11 protein-coding genes and 4 tRNA genes are annotated in these 18,809 nt (G+C 63.3%); 7 read left to right on the top strand and 8 right to left on the bottom strand.

Annotated features, from left to right (window positions below; genetic code table 11):
* Positions 1–261 precede the first annotated feature (261 nt).
* Positions 262–2,292: a DNA topoisomerase (ATP-hydrolyzing) subunit B gene (gene gyrB / locus IBX18_RS24110; protein ID WP_194835804.1), complete on the top strand. Its 2,031-nt coding sequence runs from the start codon at positions 262–264 to the stop codon at positions 2,290–2,292.
* Positions 2,293–2,295: 3 nt separating this feature from the next.
* Here gyrB and IBX18_RS24105 read toward each other — a convergent pair whose 3' ends face one another.
* The 7 genes from IBX18_RS24105 to IBX18_RS24075 all read right to left on the bottom strand — a co-directional run bounded on the left by IBX18_RS24105 (position 2,296) and on the right by IBX18_RS24075 (position 6,138).
* Entirely contained in the window at positions 2,296–2,916 is a 621-nt protein-coding gene (locus IBX18_RS24105) for a hypothetical protein (RefSeq protein ID WP_194835803.1), read from the bottom strand.
* A 37-nt stretch (positions 2,917–2,953) separates the two neighbouring features.
* Positions 2,954–3,277, bottom strand: coding sequence for a hypothetical protein (locus IBX18_RS24100; RefSeq protein WP_194835802.1), 324 nt, complete (start codon positions 3,275–3,277; stop codon positions 2,954–2,956).
* 89 nt (positions 3,278–3,366) lie between these two features.
* Positions 3,367–3,723: a hypothetical protein gene (locus IBX18_RS24095; RefSeq protein ID WP_194835801.1), complete on the bottom strand. Its 357-nt coding sequence runs from the start codon at positions 3,721–3,723 to the stop codon at positions 3,367–3,369.
* Between the two features lie 155 nt (positions 3,724–3,878).
* Positions 3,879–5,621 (bottom strand): hypothetical protein, encoded by a 1,743-nt coding sequence (locus IBX18_RS24090; protein ID WP_194835800.1) that lies wholly within the window; start codon positions 5,619–5,621, stop codon positions 3,879–3,881.
* A gap of 251 nt (positions 5,622–5,872) precedes the next feature.
* A tRNA-Val gene (locus IBX18_RS24085) sits at positions 5,873–5,947 on the bottom strand.
* Position 5,948: 1 nt separating this feature from the next.
* Positions 5,949–6,019 (bottom strand) — tRNA-Cys (locus IBX18_RS24080).
* A 47-nt stretch (positions 6,020–6,066) separates the two neighbouring features.
* Positions 6,067–6,138, bottom strand: a tRNA-Gly gene (locus IBX18_RS24075).
* Between the two features lie 357 nt (positions 6,139–6,495).
* On the opposite strand from IBX18_RS24075, the gene IBX18_RS24070 reads away from it, so the two are divergent.
* Positions 6,496–6,570 (top strand) — tRNA-Val (locus tag IBX18_RS24070).
* A 763-nt stretch (positions 6,571–7,333) separates the two neighbouring features.
* Here IBX18_RS24070 and IBX18_RS43155 read toward each other — a convergent pair.
* Entirely contained in the window at positions 7,334–10,588 is a 3,255-nt protein-coding gene (locus IBX18_RS43155; RefSeq protein ID WP_194835799.1) for a HEAT repeat domain-containing protein, read from the bottom strand.
* Between the two features lie 3,110 nt (positions 10,589–13,698).
* Between IBX18_RS43155 and panC the strand changes: the two genes are divergently transcribed.
* The 5 genes from panC to IBX18_RS24040 are packed head-to-tail and all read left to right on the top strand — an operon-like array spanning position 13,699 to position 18,806.
* Positions 13,699–14,538 carry a pantoate--beta-alanine ligase gene (gene panC, locus IBX18_RS24060; RefSeq protein ID WP_194835996.1) on the top strand — a complete coding sequence of 280 codons (840 nt, stop codon included), beginning with the start codon at positions 13,699–13,701 and terminating at the stop codon, positions 14,536–14,538.
* A 57-nt stretch (positions 14,539–14,595) separates the two neighbouring features.
* The gene (locus tag IBX18_RS24055; RefSeq protein WP_194835798.1) at positions 14,596–15,741 is read left to right on the top strand and encodes a serine hydrolase; all 1,146 of its coding nucleotides are present in this window, start codon (positions 14,596–14,598) and stop codon (positions 15,739–15,741) included.
* Complete coding sequence (locus IBX18_RS24050; protein ID WP_194835797.1) at positions 15,732–16,682, top strand: ABC transporter ATP-binding protein; 951 nt, start codon at positions 15,732–15,734, stop codon at positions 16,680–16,682. The genes IBX18_RS24055 and IBX18_RS24050 overlap by 10 nt, the downstream gene beginning before the upstream one ends.
* Positions 16,679–17,431 (top strand): ABC transporter permease, encoded by a 753-nt coding sequence (locus IBX18_RS24045; protein WP_194835796.1) that lies wholly within the window; start codon positions 16,679–16,681, stop codon positions 17,429–17,431. The genes IBX18_RS24050 and IBX18_RS24045 overlap by 4 nt, the downstream gene beginning before the upstream one ends.
* A 46-nt stretch (positions 17,432–17,477) precedes the next feature.
* Entirely contained in the window at positions 17,478–18,806 is a 1,329-nt protein-coding gene (locus tag IBX18_RS24040) for an aminotransferase class III-fold pyridoxal phosphate-dependent enzyme (protein WP_194835795.1), read from the top strand.
* Positions 18,807–18,809 lie beyond the last annotated feature (3 nt).

Here is an 18,809-nt window from a genome sequence, read left to right as displayed (position 1 = left end):
CCGCAGAGCGTCTGGTAGTGGACAGCAAATAGGGGGGATCGACCGGAAGGGTTGTGGAGGATCTGCGGCGACCACAGACTTGTTAAATGCCCATGTCTCGTCCATCTATGGCTAGGATGGAGAAGTAACTAGCGGCGAACCCTTCGGCGCGTTGCGCGCAGCACGCGCGAGGACCCGTACCTCCCGGCGACACCCTCCTGGGCCTTCCGTGTGCGAACGCCGCTGCGCCGGAGCTCGGCAAGTAAGGAGGGCGACCGACCAGTGGCTGCCAAAGACGCCCCGGCAAGCGGCTCACGCAGGGGGAAATCGCGCAAGAAGGACTACGGCGCCTCATCCATCACGGTCCTCGAGGGGCTCGAGGCGGTTCGCAAGCGGCCGGGCATGTACATCGCCGACACCGGTGACCGCGGCCTGCACCAGCTGGTGCGCGAGATCGTCGACAACTCCGTGGACGAGGCGATGGCCGGCTACGCCACCCGGGTCGAAGTCACCCTGCTCGCCGACGGCGGCGTCGAGGTGGCCGACGACGGTCGCGGTATCCCGGTGGAGATGCACGCGCAGGGGATACCGACCGTCGAGGTCGTCATGACCCAGCTGCACGCGGGCGGCAAATTCGACTCCGAGACCTACGCGGTCTCCGGCGGCCTGCACGGCGTGGGCCTATCGGTGGTGAACGCGCTGTCCACCCGGATCGAGTTGGCGATCGACCGCGACGGTTACCACTGGACGCAGAACTACCTGCACGCCAAACCCGAGGAACTGGTGCGCGGTGCGCCGACCAAACGCACGGGCAACACCACCAGGTTCTGGCCGGACCCCGAGATCTTCGAGACCACCGCGTTCAACTTCGAGACGGTCGCCCGTCGCATGCAGGAGATGGCGTTCCTCAACCAGGGCCTGACGATCGTCCTGACCGACGAGCGGGCGAGCGCCGCCGACGAGGTGGACAGCGAGATCGCCGAAGCGCCGAAGGGTGCCGAGGAGGCGCCGGCCGAGCAGGCGAAAACGCGGACCTATCACTACCCGGGTGGTTTGGCAGACTTCGTCCGGCACCTCAACCGGACCAAGCAGCCGATCCACAACTCGGTCGTCGGCTTCCTCGGCAAAGGCTCCGGCCACGAGCTCGAGGTCGCGATGCAGTGGAACGCAGGGTATTCGGAGTCGGTACACAGCTTCGCCAACACCATCAACACGCACGAGGGCGGCACCCACGAGGAGGGCTTCCGCGCGGCGTTGACGACGGTGGTCAACAAGTACGCCAGGGACAAGCGGCTGCTCAAGGAGAAGGACGCCAACCTGACCGGTGACGACATCCGCGAGGGCCTGGCCGCCATCGTGAGTCTGAAGGTCGCAGAGCCGCAGTTCGAGGGGCAAACGAAGACGAAACTCGGCAACACCGAGGTGAAGTCCTTCGTCCAGCGCACCTGCAACGAGCACCTCACCTACTGGTTCGAAGCCAATCCCGCCGACGCCAAAACTATTGTCAGCAAAGCTATCTCGTCGGCCCAGGCGCGCACGGCCGCCCGCAAGGCGCGCGAACTCGTCCGTCGCAAGAGCGCCAATGATCTCGGTGGTCTGCCGGGCAAGCTTGCTGATTGCCGGTCCAAGGATCCGAGTAGGTCCGAGATTTACATCGTCGAGGGTGATTCCGCCGGTGGTTCGGCCAAGTCCGGGCGTGACTCGATGTATCAGGCGATCCTGCCGTTGCGCGGAAAGATCATCAATGTCGAGAAGGCCCGTATCGATCGGGTGTTGAAGAACAACGAAGTCCAGTCGATCATCACCGCGTTCGGTACCGGTATCCACGATGAGTTCGATATCGCCAAGCTGCGTTATCACAAGATCGTGCTGATGGCCGACGCCGACGTCGACGGTCAGCACATCGCGACGTTGCTGTTGACGTTGCTGTTCCGGTTCATGCGTCCGCTGGTCGAGCAGGGGCATGTGTATCTGGCGCAGCCGCCGCTGTACAAGCTCAAGTGGCAGCGCAGTGATCCGGAGTTCGCCTACTCCGACCGCGAACGCGACGGTCTGCTCGAGGCCGGCCTCGCGGCGGGCAAGAAGATCAACAAGGAAGACGGCGTCCAGCGCTACAAGGGTCTCGGTGAGATGAACGCCAAAGAACTCTGGGAGACCACCATGGACCCGTCGGTCCGGGTGCTACGCCAGGTGACCCTGGACGACGCCGCCGCAGCCGACGAGCTCTTCAGCGTGCTGATGGGCGAAGACGTCGCAGCCCGCCGCAGTTTCATCACCCACAACGCCAAAGACGTCCGCTTTCTCGACGTTTGAGCGTCAGTCGTCCTCGAACACCGGGCCTTCGTGCAGCACAGTGCCGTTGCCGTCGTACACCCGGACCGTGAGGTGGCGCGTCGCGGCACGCTGCTGCTCGCCGGTGTCACTGCCGAACAGCACGTCCAGAATTTCGTCGGTCGACGCGCCCGCTTCCCGCAGCTCGCCCATCCGTCGCTCGTACGGCAGATCGAGATCGATTGTCACGCCGAATGTTCGGGCAACAATGTCGGCATCGAAGACCGTCCCGTCCTGGCTGATCAGCTCCAGTTTTTCGGCACCCTCGGCAATCTCACCCGACACCCCGTGCTGCCGCACATTCGCGATCGAGAACGGGCGCCGGGTGAAATCACCGCTGAACCCATCGCCCCAGATATTGCCGATGGGTTGTGGGCTCTCATCGAACAACAACTCGCCCGCATGACCGGAATCGTTGTAGGCCAACAGCGAGCCACCAGCCGTGCGGGGCCCGATGCGTGCACCCGGGTGCCACCCGGCGTGCGAAACCGACAGCACCGGCCGACTGCTCACCTCCGCATCCCGATACGCCGCCCCGAAAGCTTGCAAATCCGCCCCCAACTGCCGTGCTGGATCGTCGAACCGTGCCTCGTCCGGTGAACTCATCGCGCCCTGACCCTCTTTCACTAGTTCGTTCGAGAACTCAACCGCAGCAGAACGGATCGTCACACGGCTCGCCGACCTCGCTGCCGTATGCGACGAAGTCCCGTACCGGTGCCAAGACCGCCTCGGCGGTCTCCGGTTCCAGCAACGGTGCGGAACGATCGAGCGGCCGGCCCCACGACGGCGGCGTGCCATCGATATCGAACCGCACTACGCCATCGATGAACAGCGTCCATAAAGCGTGGTCCGGAAAGCTGTTGAGCCGCAACACCCACCACTGATCCTCGACCAAAGCGGCCACCGGAAAGTAGACGTTCCGCGTGAACCGCCACTCGGGTCTCGCATGCAGCTCAGGCCGTGACATCCCCTCATTCTCTTCGATCTCACGGCCACCGTGCGAGCGCGCCGACCGCGGGAACAGCTGTCGCACAATTCCCGAGCCGTGCCCACCGACTATCCGGCCGAACCCGTCCGTGGAGTGTTGTCGACCACCGCACCGCGATAGTCGATCCACAACACCTCCTCCGTGACATCACCCGGCCGCCCGCACGTCACCGATATCGTCACCGTCGTATGCGGCCGAATCCGCTCCCGCACCGGCACCTGCCCCGTCATCCGCCGCTCATACCAATCCGAGCACGAGGCCACCCCCTCCACCCGATACGTGTCATCGGTGTCATTGCGACAAACGAACCCCTCGCACGACACCCCCGGTGCCAACTCCTGCGCAGCCGCCTGCGGTGCCAAAACACCCACCGTGCTCACGACCAAGGCAGCAACACCCACCCCGAACCCCAACTTGTGATGCATGTACATCTCCATTCGAGAACCGACCCGCACGCCAACGTACTGACCAGACAGGTCCCACCGATCAGTTCCCGATCAGCGTCAGATCATCCGGAGCGGGTAGCTCTCGACCTCCCCTGCACCGTCTTTCCTGCCCGGTGAGACGATTGCGCGGCCGGTCAGTTGACGGCGCTGAGCTGCGGACGCTGCGACGTGATGGTGGTGGTGTCGTAGTCCGAGACCGGGATCTCGGCGCGCGCTACCGCATTACACAGATCGTCCCATGCATCGAGTGCGTCGAGTTGGCGGGAGAAATCGTCGAAACGCACTGCGCCCCAGCCGTTGATGGCGAAGTTCATGAACATCTCCATTTGAACGGCATAGTTTTGCCGGTAGCGTCCGCCGAACTTGTCGTTGTCGATGGCTATCCAGCCCCGGTCGTTGCCCGCGGTATCGCTGAATTCAGTTCGGCGGGCGTCGAAGTCGCAGGTGGCGGTGCCGCCGGCGTACTCGATGACCGCGACTCGACGCGCCTGCTGGTCCGGTACGTGTTTGGCGACCAGCAACGAGAGCTGGATGTTGCCGTGCGTGCCGGTCGCTTCGATCCAGGTCGGCGCGATCTGTTGCCCGTATTCGGCCGCGACTTGGGCGGCGCGCGGCGCGTACCGGCCCAGCGCGCACTGCTGCCACATCACCGGACCGGGCCCGGTGATGTGGCGCATCATCAGCAGGGGATGGATGGTGGTCTCGATGAACGTGTGCAGCGTGCCGGGCACCTCCGTCCACAACCGTCCGAATCCGGAGGGTGATCGCGAAGCGCCCTCCAGCAGTTCGATTCGCGCGGACCGAACCGGGCCGAATTCTTCACGCAGCGCGTGCAGCGCTCGACCGCCGAGCAGCCCGGGTTCGCTCGCGGCCAGGAACGGCAGGTAGTTCGGCAGCGGGTTCAGGAAGTAGGTCAACGGCAGCCCCTTCTCGAGGCTGTAGTAGCTGAGCGCGAAGCCGCACGCCATGATCGAATCACCTTGGGCGCGAAGAATTTCGCGTTCCGCCCGCTGCTCGGTGATCGGTTTTTCGACGGCGAACGGTATGCCTGCCGTCGCCAGGGTGACCAGTTGCGTGAAGTGCGCGAGGGTGGGGGAGGCGATGATCGTCGGGGCGTGCTCGCGCAACGCGATCTCCAGCACCTTGCTCGGTTCGGTGATCTGGAACCGTGCGGCATCGCCGATCGCTGCCCGCGCCGCCGCAGCCTCCGGATCGTCCAGCGAGGCGATGGAGATCTCGTCGCGCTCGTAGCCGAGCGTCTTGAGTGCGGGGAGAATGCGGTTGACGGTCACGTCGCCCGCACCGATCACCGAGATGTTCTGCGCAGTGCGGGTCGCAATTCCGGGGTGTGAGCTGAGGACCACGGTGATAGCAGCTCCCAGATAGAGGTAGCGGAATATAGCCAGCGTAGTTCCGAAGACGCCGCCGACCGCCGGGCTGCCGGTGAACGTCTGCAGGATGTAGTTGACTCCGTAGCCGGTGACGTCGCTCAGCAAGAACGTCTGGATTACCAACGTCAACGGAAACATCAACATGTATTCCGCCGGATGGAAGATCGTGTAGTACCGCTCGACGAATGCCCGCAGCATCAGGTAATACAGCACCCACACCACGCACTCGGCTAGCAGAATCCAGCCGACTACCTGCAGCGCGCCGGCGATGAAGTCGGGTAGTCGCAGTGGCGTGTTGTGGCGCATGACGTACGCCACCAGCGCGACGACCAGGACGCCGAGGAAGTACCACTCCGTGTAGGCGGCGGGGAAGTCCGGCCGCATGTTCGTGGTCGGCGGGTTCGCCTGCACCCGCTGTCGTACTCGGAACTTCAGCCATTGCAGTGGCGAGAGCAGCCTGGCGAGGAAGAAGGCGTGAAAGACCACGAAGGCAAGTGGCGATCTCCGCCCGCCCCATGTGTAGGAGGAGACGGTCGGCTGCGTCGAAACGCGTTGCATTGTCCGGGAGAACGCTGCTCCCAGCTCTGCGATGCGTGGGCCGATAGCCTCCGTCTGCCTTGCTCGCAGCCATCGCTTGACAGGAACGTTCCCCACGCGTCAACGGTAGCGATCGGCCCGGTCGAGCATCCGAAAACAAGAAAGGCCCCCTCGAAAGGGGGCCTGACCTGGTACTACGGTGGTGCGCGATACTGGGATTGAACCAGTGACCTCTTCCGTGTCAGGGAAGCGCTCTCCCGCTGAGCTAATCGCGCGAGGTGGAGACGGGAATCGAACCCGTGTGCACGGCTTTGCAGGCCGTTGCCTCACCACTCGGCCACTCCACCGTGCGAAGGGGGACGGCGAAACTTGTTTGCCTTGCCCTACCTCTTCGAGCGGATGACGGGATTCGAACCCGCGACCCTCACCTTGGCAAGGTGATGCGCTACCACTGCGCTACATCCGCATTCTTTGCATCTCGGCGGCTGTGGTGGCCTCCGTGGTGCGAGACAGAACATTAGCGGACGCCCGGTGAAAGCTACAAATCCGCTGGTAGAACGGGGGAAATCTGCGAGGTTGCCAGTGGGGCGGAGGTGGCCGGTGTGGTTGGGGAGGTTCGACCCGAGCTCCAGCCGGGTTGCCGGCCCGCCGAACAGGGGAGCGCAGCCCATCCGGCACCCCGTCGAGACGGCCTGCCGCACACCACCTTCCGCCCCCGTCCGGGTGGCGATTTGGTGAACCTCCGGTGGCGCATGCTAATGTTCCATCTCGTTCGGAGGGTGCGCGCGCACCACCCGGCCCGCCATCATGTGGCATGAGTTCAGGTCCCATAGCTCAGCGGGAGAGCGTCCGCCTCACACGCGGAAGGTCGCTGGTTCGAAACCAGCTGGGACCACCATCAAAAGAGCCCCTGACCTGCTTCTCAAGGTCAGGGGCTCTTTGATTAGAACGGCTGATTCCCGCGTGTGTGGCCCAAGGTGTGGCCAAGCGCAACTCTGAGGCCTCGGGCCGGAACATCGCGACCATCGCCATCTGCCGCAGACCGAACACCACGTCACGCGGTGCCGCTGAAGAAGCTCAGACTGCGGCCGGGATCCTTCGGCGATGAGGAGGCGGGGGAGTGTCCGCTGGCGTCACAAGGTTCGTGGGACCCACCGCATGGTCGGTGACGTCGAAGTTGGGATGGCGGACGAGAACAAGCCACACCCCCGGTTGCTGGGTACTTCTCGATGTGGACCGGTACTACACCACGATTGTGGACTACAGCGGAGCCGCGGCGATATCGATTGGGCGGAGCGTCATGACCAACCGTAAGTGCGGCCGTGCAGGGTTCTCAGTTCGCGGCAATGCTGGGATGTGCCGGTTGTGCGGGACGGCGAAGGGTTACAGCGGGTCTCCGGACTGTCTGAACAAGCGAAGCGAAGACTCTGGAGGGTCTGATTCGCCACGTACCACCCCATCGCTGGGCGGCCTCATGATGCCGATTTGCTTGGGCGGATCGTCTGGGGCTCTGGCAGCCAGATCGCCACGCGTTGGTTCGCATCGGCTGATTCACTTGCGCCACAAAGTCTCTGGTATTTCGATGATACCGATGTCGGCAGATTTCTCGTCGCGCGATCGGCCGCTCCAGGGGAGTCGGATAGTGCATGGTGTTGGCGCAGCTATCCCTTCGTGTCAGGTGTCCGATCGTCGTTAGGAGCGGGCACAAGCAGTCGGCCATCGGCTGCTCGGGTGACTCTGTCGAGTAGTTCGAGCAGTTGAGGCCGATCATCGCCCTGAACCGTCATCCCGTTGAAATGCTCGAACGCCAGATCCGCCGCTGCTTCGATAAATGGCTCGACCCCCTGTGCGATCCATCGATCAATGACATCGACGATCGCCTTTGTGTCGAGAAGTTGTGCGACAGATGCGGCATCGGACAGGTATTCGCGCAGATTGTCCTCATCGGGCACCACCCGTCGAAGAGCTGCAGCTGCTGCGGCGTACTCACCGGCCATTCCGAGAGCACGACCCACGTCAATTTGAATGCTGTCGGGGCCGTTACACGCCGCGTCTTTGAGCATCTCGATGATGGTCGGTCCGCCGACTTTGCCTAACCCTTCCCATGCAGCTTTGGCTACTGCCCTATCAGGGTCGGTCACGGCCATGGTCAATGCCGCAATGGCGACCGACTCTCGGACCGTACCCAGCAGTCGGCACGCACCCCATCGCCCATTCAAATTCGGACCGGTAAGCGCCGCGATAAGCACGGGAAGTCCGCCACTTACCAAGCTCGCCACTTCGGTGTCTTTGACGTATGCCAGCAAGACCCATGCCTCGCCACGTACTCTAGGGTTTGGATCGTGGACTGCCCGCCCCAATACCGAGATAGCCCGTTCGCCGCCGATTTCCTTTAATGCGTGCATGGCAGCTTCCCGTACGCCAATGCTGGGATCGGACATTGCGGCGTCCAACATGTCCACCGCAGCCGGGTCAGTCACACTGCGAAGTCCGATGACGGCTGTTCGTCGCGTTTCCATATCAGTGTCGGAGAGCAGGCTGTTCAATGCCGCAGCACCACCGATCTCGAATAGCAAGCCCACTGCCTCTGCGCTCGCGTAGGCGAAATCTCCTCGCACGATATTTTGCAGATCGTGGATCGTGTGGGGAATACGCCCTTCTCGGATATTCCGATTCGTTGCGAATCCTCGAACATCCCAATCGGGGTCAGTCATGGCGGCGTCCATTACTGTATCCACCCCCGGATCGCCGATCTCATCGAGTGCCTCCATCGCCTTCTCGCGTACGATGGCCTCGGTGTCCTGTAATGCGATGTAGAGCAAAGGCAGTGCCGCAGGGTCAGCTATCCGTCCGAGTATTACGCAAGCCGAGATGCGGACCGCAAAATTAGTGTCTGCTAGCACATTCGACATGGACGCCAGCACTACAGGACCTCCGATCTGTGCCAGCGCCTCAGTTGCCGCGCTGTTGACCGCGTAGTCCTCATCGAAGTGTCCCAGGGCTCGAATCAACACATCTACAGAGGCAGGATCACCAACTCGGCCCAGTGCCTCCGCCGCCAGGCGGCGCACTTGGCTATGGACTGACGGGTCGTCTAATAATGCCGACGCGGTATCAATGATCACACCAATGAGGTGACGGTTGTCAGCTCGTTGTTCGGGCTCCAACTCCGCTACTGCCGCAGCGGCTGTGGACAACGCAATATGCATCGGATCGGATACACCCCCGGTTAGCGCTCGCAATGTAGGTTCAGGTACGAGACCGGCTGTGAGTAGCCAGGTTTCATGCCACTCCGGACGAAGGTGCAGATGTGATCTACGGCAGTCCTTGATCAGGTGTGGCTCACGGGCGAGGTGCTGAGCAACCAGGAATTCGGCGAAGGTGCGATGTAAGAACAGATACGGTTGAGTGCGACCATATCGAATATCGCCATCCGGCACCAAGATTCCACTCTCGACGGACAGCATATGGAGCGTTTCGGGGACGCTGAGCCCGCCCAGTCGTGGCAAAGACTCGAGGAGAACCTCCAGGGTGTCCGCTGATATCCGGTCGTGCCACCCCGCTGGGGCAGTCGCGATTGCGTATGCGAGCGGACGGAGAAGGGATAACAGCTCTTGCTCCCGAACGATCGGATTATGCGACAGGCAACTTCGGAAACGCGGTCCTTCGACACGGTGTTCTTGGCGGAGGAATCTACGAAGGATCCGACCATAGAGGGCTGCGCGTGTTTCCGGGAGTGATTCATTGAAGTCAGCTGAGAGATGGCATAGGAAGGCCAGTAGCAATGGGACGCGAGCCATCTGTCCGATGGCGTGGTTTCCCAACCTCTCGTCGAGCTGGCGTCTCCGATCCGGTGGGAGTTTCCAGCCGTCTATGTAGGCGCCTAGGTTGTCGAGGGGCAACAGCTCGGCCTCGACCCGTTCGGCGAACGGAAGCACACCGGTGTGATAACCGGACCGTCGGCATGCCACAACGACTTGCGCCTCGAGATTGCTCAGTGAATTCACGGTTCTGGTGACCGCGAAGCGTTGTTCTTCGGATGTTTCATCGAGGGCGTCGAGCAGAAACACCGCGTGCTGACTGGTGTGACAGTAGTGGCGCAGCCATCGGCTCAACGCCAGTGTCATCGCCGTATCCCGGCGGGTGAGGATCGTCGCGGCGGCTGCTTCGAAGTTCGGTGTCTCGGGTCGTTCGGATTCGACGGCTAGGACATCGCAGCGCAGGAGAATCGGGAGTTCGAGGAGTTCTGGATCGAAGGCCCTGTCTTCCAACAATTTCCGAGCTGTACGAAGCAATCGGATCGCATGTGTCGCGAGCACCCACGATTTTCCCATGCCAGGGTCGCCGAGTAGGACTACCTTTCTGTGCAGCGATGTCAGGTCGGCATAGCTGAGGGCGCTACCAGTGGTTCTGTGGCGGCCGATCGACGTCTCGTCCGCATCGTCAGAGGACTCGGACCGGCGTCGCACTTGCAGGCGGGTGACCGCACCAACGTCCAGCTCGACCGGATCACGGCTGAGTGGGAGGTAGGGAAGTTGCGCTAATGACCTGAGATGCCTGGCTTCCTCACGGGCGCACCAGTGGCTGAGTTCTGACCCGCTATCGGGTCGTTTCGAGGTTTTGCCAGATGACCCGGAGTACTGCCGCTTCCACTCCAGCACCGACCGGGGGTATCTGCCGTTGCTGCTTTGAGTCTGCCGCAGCAAGCTGTCGATCAGCCACTCCACACTGCTGGTCCACTGCCGGGGGGTGCTCCCGCCGTTGATCCACCCGCTCAGCGTCGCATCGCTGAGGCGGTGTTGGTTGAGCGCGGCCTTGCGCTCCAGCGCTTTGAAACTGGGGCTTCCCGCATCCCGATACAACTCGCCGAGCTGCTGTTTGAACTCCGCACGCGGGTGGCGGGCGCCCTGGCTCACGGCACCGTCGAGACACACGCTGAAACGCCCGAGACTGTCCGAGTCGGTATCGAGTCGGAACCCTGGAACACCCTTGCCGAGCAGCGCATTCCGCCACAGTACCGGCGCAGGACGCTGGCGAGAATCATTCGGGGATCGGTGAAATGGCAAGCGTCAGATCGGACCTTGGAACAGTCAGGAACCTCATGGCTCAACGCATAGACCTCGCCGTCATCACGGTGTCTACTTCCGCCGAATCCTGTGGATTTGCAGGCGAACCCGCGCTACTACAGGCGGCAACCTCGCCGCATCCAGTCAGAAGCACGACCCTTTCAAGAAACGAATTGGGAACAGCCATTACTGCAGCTACTCCCTGCGCTCAGCGAGGCGGCAACTCGTGATCGCCGCAGCACCGATCGGCCCCGCGCTGAGTCGCTCCCAGTTGACCGGCCCAGCCCTGGCCGCCATCGTCCTGGCAGACGCGGCCACGTCCTGGCCAGCTGTACAGCACGCCGCGCATTGGTCAGTTGTGCCGTTAGCCCTGGCGGTACTCATCGGTCTGGCCGGACGGGCGGTCGGCGCTGTGCGTGCCTGGTTCCGCGGCTCTGAGATGACGATCTCCATCCAGGTATCGACCAACAGGCTGGGTCTCGTCGAGCAGGGGCCATCGACTAGGCCGATCGTTGAGTAGCCGGACTGGTTGAACGTGCGTGGGTTGATCCCGGCCACACCCGTGACTCCGGTGGCGTGTATGGGTCGCCGCCGTGGCGACTTCTAACTGCCGCGTCGATTTGCAGAGACGATTCGGCCGGCGCGCGTGTCGGTACCTTCATGGGCTTGTCCAGTCGATGCGGTGGACCTGGCAGCAACGCTGGCTGGACGGCGGTGGGCGTGTCGGTCGTCTGTTAGACACTAGAAGCACAGGAAGTCATTCAGAGGGGTAACGACCTATGGCGACCACCAGGCGGGCGCGCTGGGGCAAGAGGTGCATCATGTGTTTCGTAATGGTGGCCGACGAACGGGGCCTGCTCGGCGGCGGACCGGGCGCATGGACGGTGACCTGTGGGCGCTGCGAAGACATGGCCCGGAGGACGGGCTTTCAGTACCACACCGAGCATCCTCCGCCACCCGTTCCGATCGACAAGCCTCCGCGCAACGCCGTCGGCCGGATATGGTTGCGTGCCTTTGGTGTTCGCCGTACGTGCACCTCATGCGGCGAGGAGGCGACGTTCGTAGCTGGAATCAATCCGCTTCCCAGCGATTACGAGGCCTTCCACTTCCTGGTTCTGGCGACCACCGCTAGCGCTTGGAAACTGGCTAAGCATCTCCTCGACGAATCGCGGACTGCCTCGGAAGTGGCAGCCACGATAAGGACCAGACGTGGTGCGGCAGCGCACGGCAGCGTCGTACTGAGCGGCGGCTGTCCTCGTTGCGGTGAGCCTTATAGCCTCGCTGACGATCCTTTGGTGCGTGCAGAGGTTGCGCAGCGTTGCCTTGCTGCACTCACTTCGGTCGCCTCTGCGGAATGTTCCGTAGTTAAATGGCATCGGGCGTTGTATGACCCAGGCCGGTCGGTTGTCCGCGTCTGATCGTGTTGCATCCAGCAGCGGTAAAGCAGCTCACTTCGCCCGCCTCAATGAAAATTAAGTCGACGATGTGAGGGTCACCCGTAGAAATTGTATGGGGGATACGTTGGGCTGCAGACTCATTCGCAAGTAAAGGGTGCCGAGCTATGAACAAGACCGCGTGGTCGGGTCGGGTGGGCCGCTATCGCATTATCAGAGCGGTCGGTTCGGAAGTCCAGCCTGGTTGTATACTGATCGACACGAATGTGGCCCTCGATATCGAGAGATTCTACTTCGGTGCCTGCGAGACCTAAGCCATCGAGCAGATCTCGAGGCTTTACTGCTCGCCTTCCCGATGCATGAGTCCTGGTCCGAAACCGCGGACATCCAGTACGGCTGCGCGATTTGCGAGGCTGCATGGAAGCGTGACGGCACGTTCAACGCCACCGGTACGCGGGCGCTGGGTCACGCACTTGATCGGGTTTTCGCGAGTGGACCGTGGCGGACACGGAAGCCGCATTCGGGCATCGATATCCACCGGAACGACGTGACAAAGGCATGGCGTCGCGGGGTGCCATTGCCTGACCCATCGGCTGAAACGACGTATCCTCTCAACCTTCTGCTCGGCAGTTTCGGCACTCTGAGGTTTGCCTGTCACATGGACCGCACCCGCAGTCCATGGCGATCCCGCGGTCGGATGTGGCCGATTCGTGAGCTGGCCGTCCTGAGCCGTCAACGACTTTGGGGCAGTATGCACTACGAGATTGCGCTAGCAATGGATCTATTCCTCGGGAGTGGAGACCGAACCGGGGCGGCCCGAAAGATGTTGAAAATCAGTGGTGCGGAGGCACCGGACGAGATCGCGGACAAGGCGTGGAACGCTGCGTGGGACTTCAACTTCATACGTCAGGCGGAGTAGCGGACGCTCGGGCTCGGTACCTCCGGCCGTGCACCTCTCGTGACCCACTTGGTGACTCGCAACGTAGATCCTTGGCTGGTGCGAGAAGCCTCGAGAGTCCGTGCGGTTATCGATGCCGGTACGCGGTGCGGCCCGGTGGCCTTCGTGTTGAGCAGTCGTGACGGCACCCCGAGGAGTACGACGACGAGCTCAACGAACTGGGTCGACTAGAAGCCGAGATGGGCGTACAGGTGTCGACGAGGGGCTGCCTATCTGAGCAAGCGGGAACGCCGACGCTGATCTCTTCGCCTTCGCTCAACATGGGGGCAAGGTTGATGGAGTCGGATCAGTGCTGATGAGCATGCTGATACTGCGGCAAGTGCGGGTTCGGGCGATTCCGACGTTGGTGCTGTTCGATCGGGAGTGTGGGTGGCGCAGAAGCCTGGGGTGCGGAGTTAGGGAGCAGGTGATGGCGTTCATCGATCAGCATCTCTGAGTCGGGCTGGTAGCGAGACTAAGCAACGGTTGGGGGCGTGAAACCTGTTCGGAGTACGGCGGATTCGGGAACGGGGGGCGAACTCCTTGTTAAGATTCGCCGTGTGCAGCGCGCGTGGGGGAATTCACACGTCCGCGGTGGCTGTGCGTCGTATCGCTGAGGGAATTGCGTGATGATCGTTGTTCGGAGTGTCGCGGAAGTGCGGCAGGCCTTGGCGGAGCCTCGTGGTCGGGGGGAGAGCATCGGGTACGTGCCCACTATGGGGGCGCTGCATGACGGGCATCTTGCGCTCGTTCGGGCGGCCAGGGCGCGGGATGATGTGGTGGTGGCTTCGGTTTTTGTCAATCCGTTGCAGTTCGGGCCGGGTGAGGATTTCGATTCGTATCCGCGTGATGAGGACAGGGATCTGGCGCTTTGTGAGAAGGCGGAGGCGGATGTTGCTTGGCTGCCGTCGGCGGATGAGTTGTTTCCGCCGGGGTTCGGGCTGACGGTCGCGGTGCCTCGCCTGTCGTCGGTGTTGTGTGGGGTGGGTAGGCCGACGCACTTCGCTGGCGTCACGACCGAGATGTCGAAGATTCTGTTGCTGCTCGCGCCGACGGCGGTGTACCTGGGGGAGAAGGACTTTCAGCAGTTGGTGGTGATGCGGGCTGTCATCCGCGATCTGGGGTTGCCGATCGAGGTGCGGTCGGTGCCCACGGTGCGCGAGCCGGACGGGCTGGCGCTTTCGTCCAGGAACGCTTACCTGGGTGTCGGCGAACGGCGCACGGCCGCATCGCTGTTCCGGATCTTGACAGAGCTCGCCGAGAAGTTGCGGGCGGAACCGGGCTCGGTCACCGATGTGCTCGGCGAGGGGCGGCGGGCACTGATCGAGGCGGGCATGGACCGCGTCGAGTACTTGGAGCTGGTCGATCGGGAGACTCTGGACCCGGTCCGTGACGCCACCAAAAGTAATCGCCTTGTCGCGGCCGTCTGGCTCGGAAGTACCCGTCTGATCGATAACACGGAGATTTAACCGTCGGCGTACTCGGCGCTGAAGTATGGATGCACATGGGGGCGCGGAGGGCGACGAATGGACATGATGACGGAGCTGCTGGATGCCGTATCGGCGGAGGTGGCTGCGCGCCGATTACCGGGAGCGGTGGTCGCGGTGACTGACGGTGGGTCGCTGGTGGATCTGCGGGCCGTTGGTGACCTCGACCCGAACGGCGGGCTACCGATGCGCGAGGACGCCATCTTCCGGATCTACTCCATGACGAAGGTCCTGACCGCGCTGGCGACGTTGACGATGGTGGCCGAAGGCCGTGTCAGGCTGACGGACCCGGTCGCCGAGTGGCTGCCCTGTTTCGCCGATATCCGCGTCGAGGAGGGCGGTGCGCTGCGCCCACCGCGTCGACCACTGGTGCTGCACGACCTGATGCGGCAGACCGCGGGCATCGGCGGTGGACACCACACCTCGGCGAACATCAAGCCGTACTACGAGCGAGCGCAGCTGCAGAAGTACGAACACCGCACCGGCACACCGACCTTGGACGAGATCGTCCAGAAGATAGCGACTTTGCCGCTGGCCGCAGACCCGGGCACCAGGTGGGAATACGGCGTCGCCATGGATGTCCTCGGCCGCATTCTCGAACTCGCGGACAACCGTCCACTCGACGAGGTCATCGAGCACCGAGTCTGCCGCCCACTCGGATTGCGCGACACCGGCTTCCACGTCCGGCCAACGGACGTGGAGCGCGTGGCTCAACCGCAAGAAGATGCGCCGACGACACCTAAAAACCTTGTCGCACATAAAGAAAGACCAGCCTGGTTGTCGGCCGGTTCAGGAGGCTACTCCACCACCCTCGATTTCACGAAACTGTTGTGCGCGATCACCCCGGACAGTGACGGCCACCTTTCAATCCCCGCACTGGGCCCCATCACCAGAGAACTGTTCATAGACCAGATCGGAAACCTGGCAGGCAGCGGCCCCGACTACATCCCGGGAAAGGGCTACGGCTTCTCCTACGGCCTACACGTACCGAGTAGCGCCCCGGCCTGGACAGCGCCGCAAGCGAACACCACCGGTTGGCTGGGCCGCGCCGCGAGCTGCTTCGTCCGCAACACTTCCACCGGCGCAGGCGCGGTCCTGATGACCCAATGCTACGGACGAGCGGTCGACTACCGGGATCAGGTCCGCTCGATCGTGGCAAGCCACCAGGCCACGTCATGGATGTAGCCGACGAGCCGGTTGTCCTGGTAGACGGCCTGCGCAAAACCTACGGCTCGGTCGTCGCCCTGGATGGAGTAGGCCTGTCCGTCGGCCGCGGCGAAATCTTCGGACTGTTGGGCCGCAACGGCGCCGGAAAGTCCACCGCGCTCGACATCATCTGTGGACTCGTCAAACCGACCGCCGGACGGGTAGAGGTCTTCGGCACCGACGTGCGCAGACACGGCCGACGGCTACGTAGACGCATCGGCTATGTCCCCCAGGACAACACGGTGTATCTGGCCATGACGGTGTGGCAGAACCTGCGCTTTGCCGCCATCGTCCGCGGCATGCCACGCCCCGCCGCGCACCGCAGGGCCGCCGAGGTGATGGAGCGGCTCGGCCTCAGCCGAATAGCGGACCGTGGCGGCGCACAACTCTCGGGCGGTGAGCGCCGCAGGCTGTCGATCGGCATGGGCATCGTGCATTCACCCCCGCTGATGGTCTTGGACGAACCGAGCACCGGCGTCGATATCGATTCCCGCCAAGCGATTCACAGCGTCCTCAGAGAACTGCGTGGCGAAGGCTCGACGATCCTCTACACCACCCACCACTTGGAGGAAGCCGAAATCCTCTGCGACCGAATCGGTGTGCTCGATGAGGGCACGCTCATCGTCACGACCGACGTGAAAAGCTTTGTGGCGGAATACGCCAGCCCGTACTGCGAGATCATCAGCGAGCAGGCGGCAGCCGTGACGACCCTGCTGCACGACGTGCTGCCCGACACCGCGATAACGGTGCACGGCAGGCGAATCCGGGTGGCGGCGCACCAACCGGAGATCCTGCCGACCCTCGTCCGAGTGCTCGACGAGAGCGATCTGCCCGTCAAAGATGTGCGCTCGGTGCCTGTTTCGCTGGAGAACGCCTTTCTGCAGATCATCGAGCAGCGGCCGGAATCGGCGGCGCGATGACGATCACCTGGGCCTTCGTCCGAAAAGAACTGGCCACCTGGCGCCAGGACCCCACTCTGTTCGTCTTCCTCTTCGCCGCACCACTGTTGATGCAGGCCTTGCTCAGCGACGCCTTCTCCGGCATCATCGGCGGCACCGGGGCCAACCAGACCGTCCCCGGCTTCACGGTGATGTTCGGCTTCTACGTGATGATGTTCATGGGCACGTCCCACTACCGCGAACATGCTTCCGGCGCTTGGAGTTTGGTCAAGGCCAGCGGTCTGTCCAGGGCGACGATGGCGATCCAACTGGCCATCCCGTATTTCGTGCTCTCCTCGGCGCAGATGGCGCTGTTGATCCTCACCGGCTGGTGGCTGTTCGGCGCGACGGTCAACGGCTCACTGCTCGCCTTGGCCGTCCTGATCCTGACCATCGCCTGGGCGGCCATTGCCCTCGGCTTGGTGCTGATTTCGCTCACCCGGAACGTGTCCGCCATGCAAAACCTTTGCCAGCTCGTAGTTCTCGGCATGGGCGCGATGGGCGGAGCCGTCGTACCGGTCCGGCTGATGCCCGCCTGGGACCGCCCGCTCGCCCCGCTGACCCCGCAGTACTGGGCGGTGGACGGCATGCAGCGGGTCCTCGCCCAACACGGGGGATTGGTGAGCATCGGGCCCAACCTGCTCGTGCTCGTCGGCTGGGCCTGCGTCCTATCGATCATCGCGACCTTTGCGTTCGATCCGGGCAGCCAGCGTCGCGTCGCTATTCGCTGACAGCGGGAAACCGCCGCAGTGCCGTAATCGAAAGGTGTGCAACACAATGGGAGATTCCGCGACAGCAAAAGGCCGGGTCATCCAGTCGTGGTCGAGGCAGGGTGGGGATCCGCCGCCGCGGATCGTCGGCGGCGACGGGTGCCGGTTCTTCGACGCCGCCGGACGGTCCTACCTCGACTTCGGCTCCCAGCTCGTCAACGCGAACCTGGGGCACAGCCGCACGGAGGTCCAGGAAGCGGTCCAGAAACAAGTGGCCACCATGGCCACCCTCGGCCGCCCCTGGGACGTAGAGATCGTCGGCGAGCTGGCGGATCGCCTCGCCGAGGTCACGCCGGGTGACCTCAACTCATTCTTCTTCGCGTGCAGCGGAACCGAGGCGAACGAGGCCGCGATCCGGCTGGCGCGGGCGTATACCGGCCGGAGCAAGGTCATCGCCCGCTACCGCTCGTACCACGGCAGCACGGCGGGCGCGCTCACGCTGACCGGTGAGCCGCGCCGGTGGGTCGGCGAACCGGGCATGCCCGGCGTCGTCCGCATGCTGGACCCGTACACCTATCGTTGTCCCGCAGGCCATCCCACGCCCTGCCCGGTGTGCTCGGGCGCACCGCACCTCCGGGAACTGCTCCAGTACGAAGGCGCCGAGAACGTGGCAGCGGTGATCCTCGAGCCGGTCACCGGGATCAACGGTGTGATCGTCCCGCCCGACGGCTACTTGCAGTCGATCCGTGACGTGTGTACCGAGCACGGCATCCTGCTGATCTTCGATGAGGTGATGACCGGTTTCGGCCGCACCGGAAGCTGGTTCGCCTGCGACCGATGGGGCGTCGTGCCCGACATCATCACCTGCGCAAAGGGATTGACCGCCGGTTACGTGCCGCTGGCGGCCGCCGCCGTGAGCGACCGGCTGTCGAGCTGGTTGCAGGACTCGGTCTTCCCGTACGGGTTGACCCACAGCGCCCATCCCGTCGGCTGCGCGGCCGCCGTCGCCGTGCTGGGCGTCTACCAGAAGGAACGGCTCGTCGAACGCGCGGAGTCGCTCGGCCCGCTGATCGAGAAAGAGCTGCGCGCCTTGGCCGATCGGCATCCGTCGATCGGGGACATTCGCGGCAGCGGCTGCTTCTGGGGAATCGAACTGGTCACCGACCGCGCGAGCAAACAGCCGCTCGTCCCGTTCAATCCGGATGCCGCCGCCGCCGAACCGATGACGAGGCTGACCGCCGCGGCCTTCCGCAAGGGCTTGTATCTGCTCACCCACTGGAACATCATCCTGGTGTGCCCGCCGCTGATCATCGAGGAAGCGGAGATCCGCGAAGGAATGGCCCTGTTGGACGAAACCTTGTGCATCGCCGATGAATACGTCGTCAGCGGCGGATAAGTG

It is taken from the genome of Nocardia sp. XZ_19_369 (genome assembly GCF_015355715.1).
Lineage (GTDB): Bacteria > Actinomycetota > Actinomycetes > Mycobacteriales > Mycobacteriaceae > Nocardia.
The sequence above is the reverse complement of the archived record's forward strand: the minus strand, read 5'-3'. Positions and strand labels throughout refer to the sequence as shown.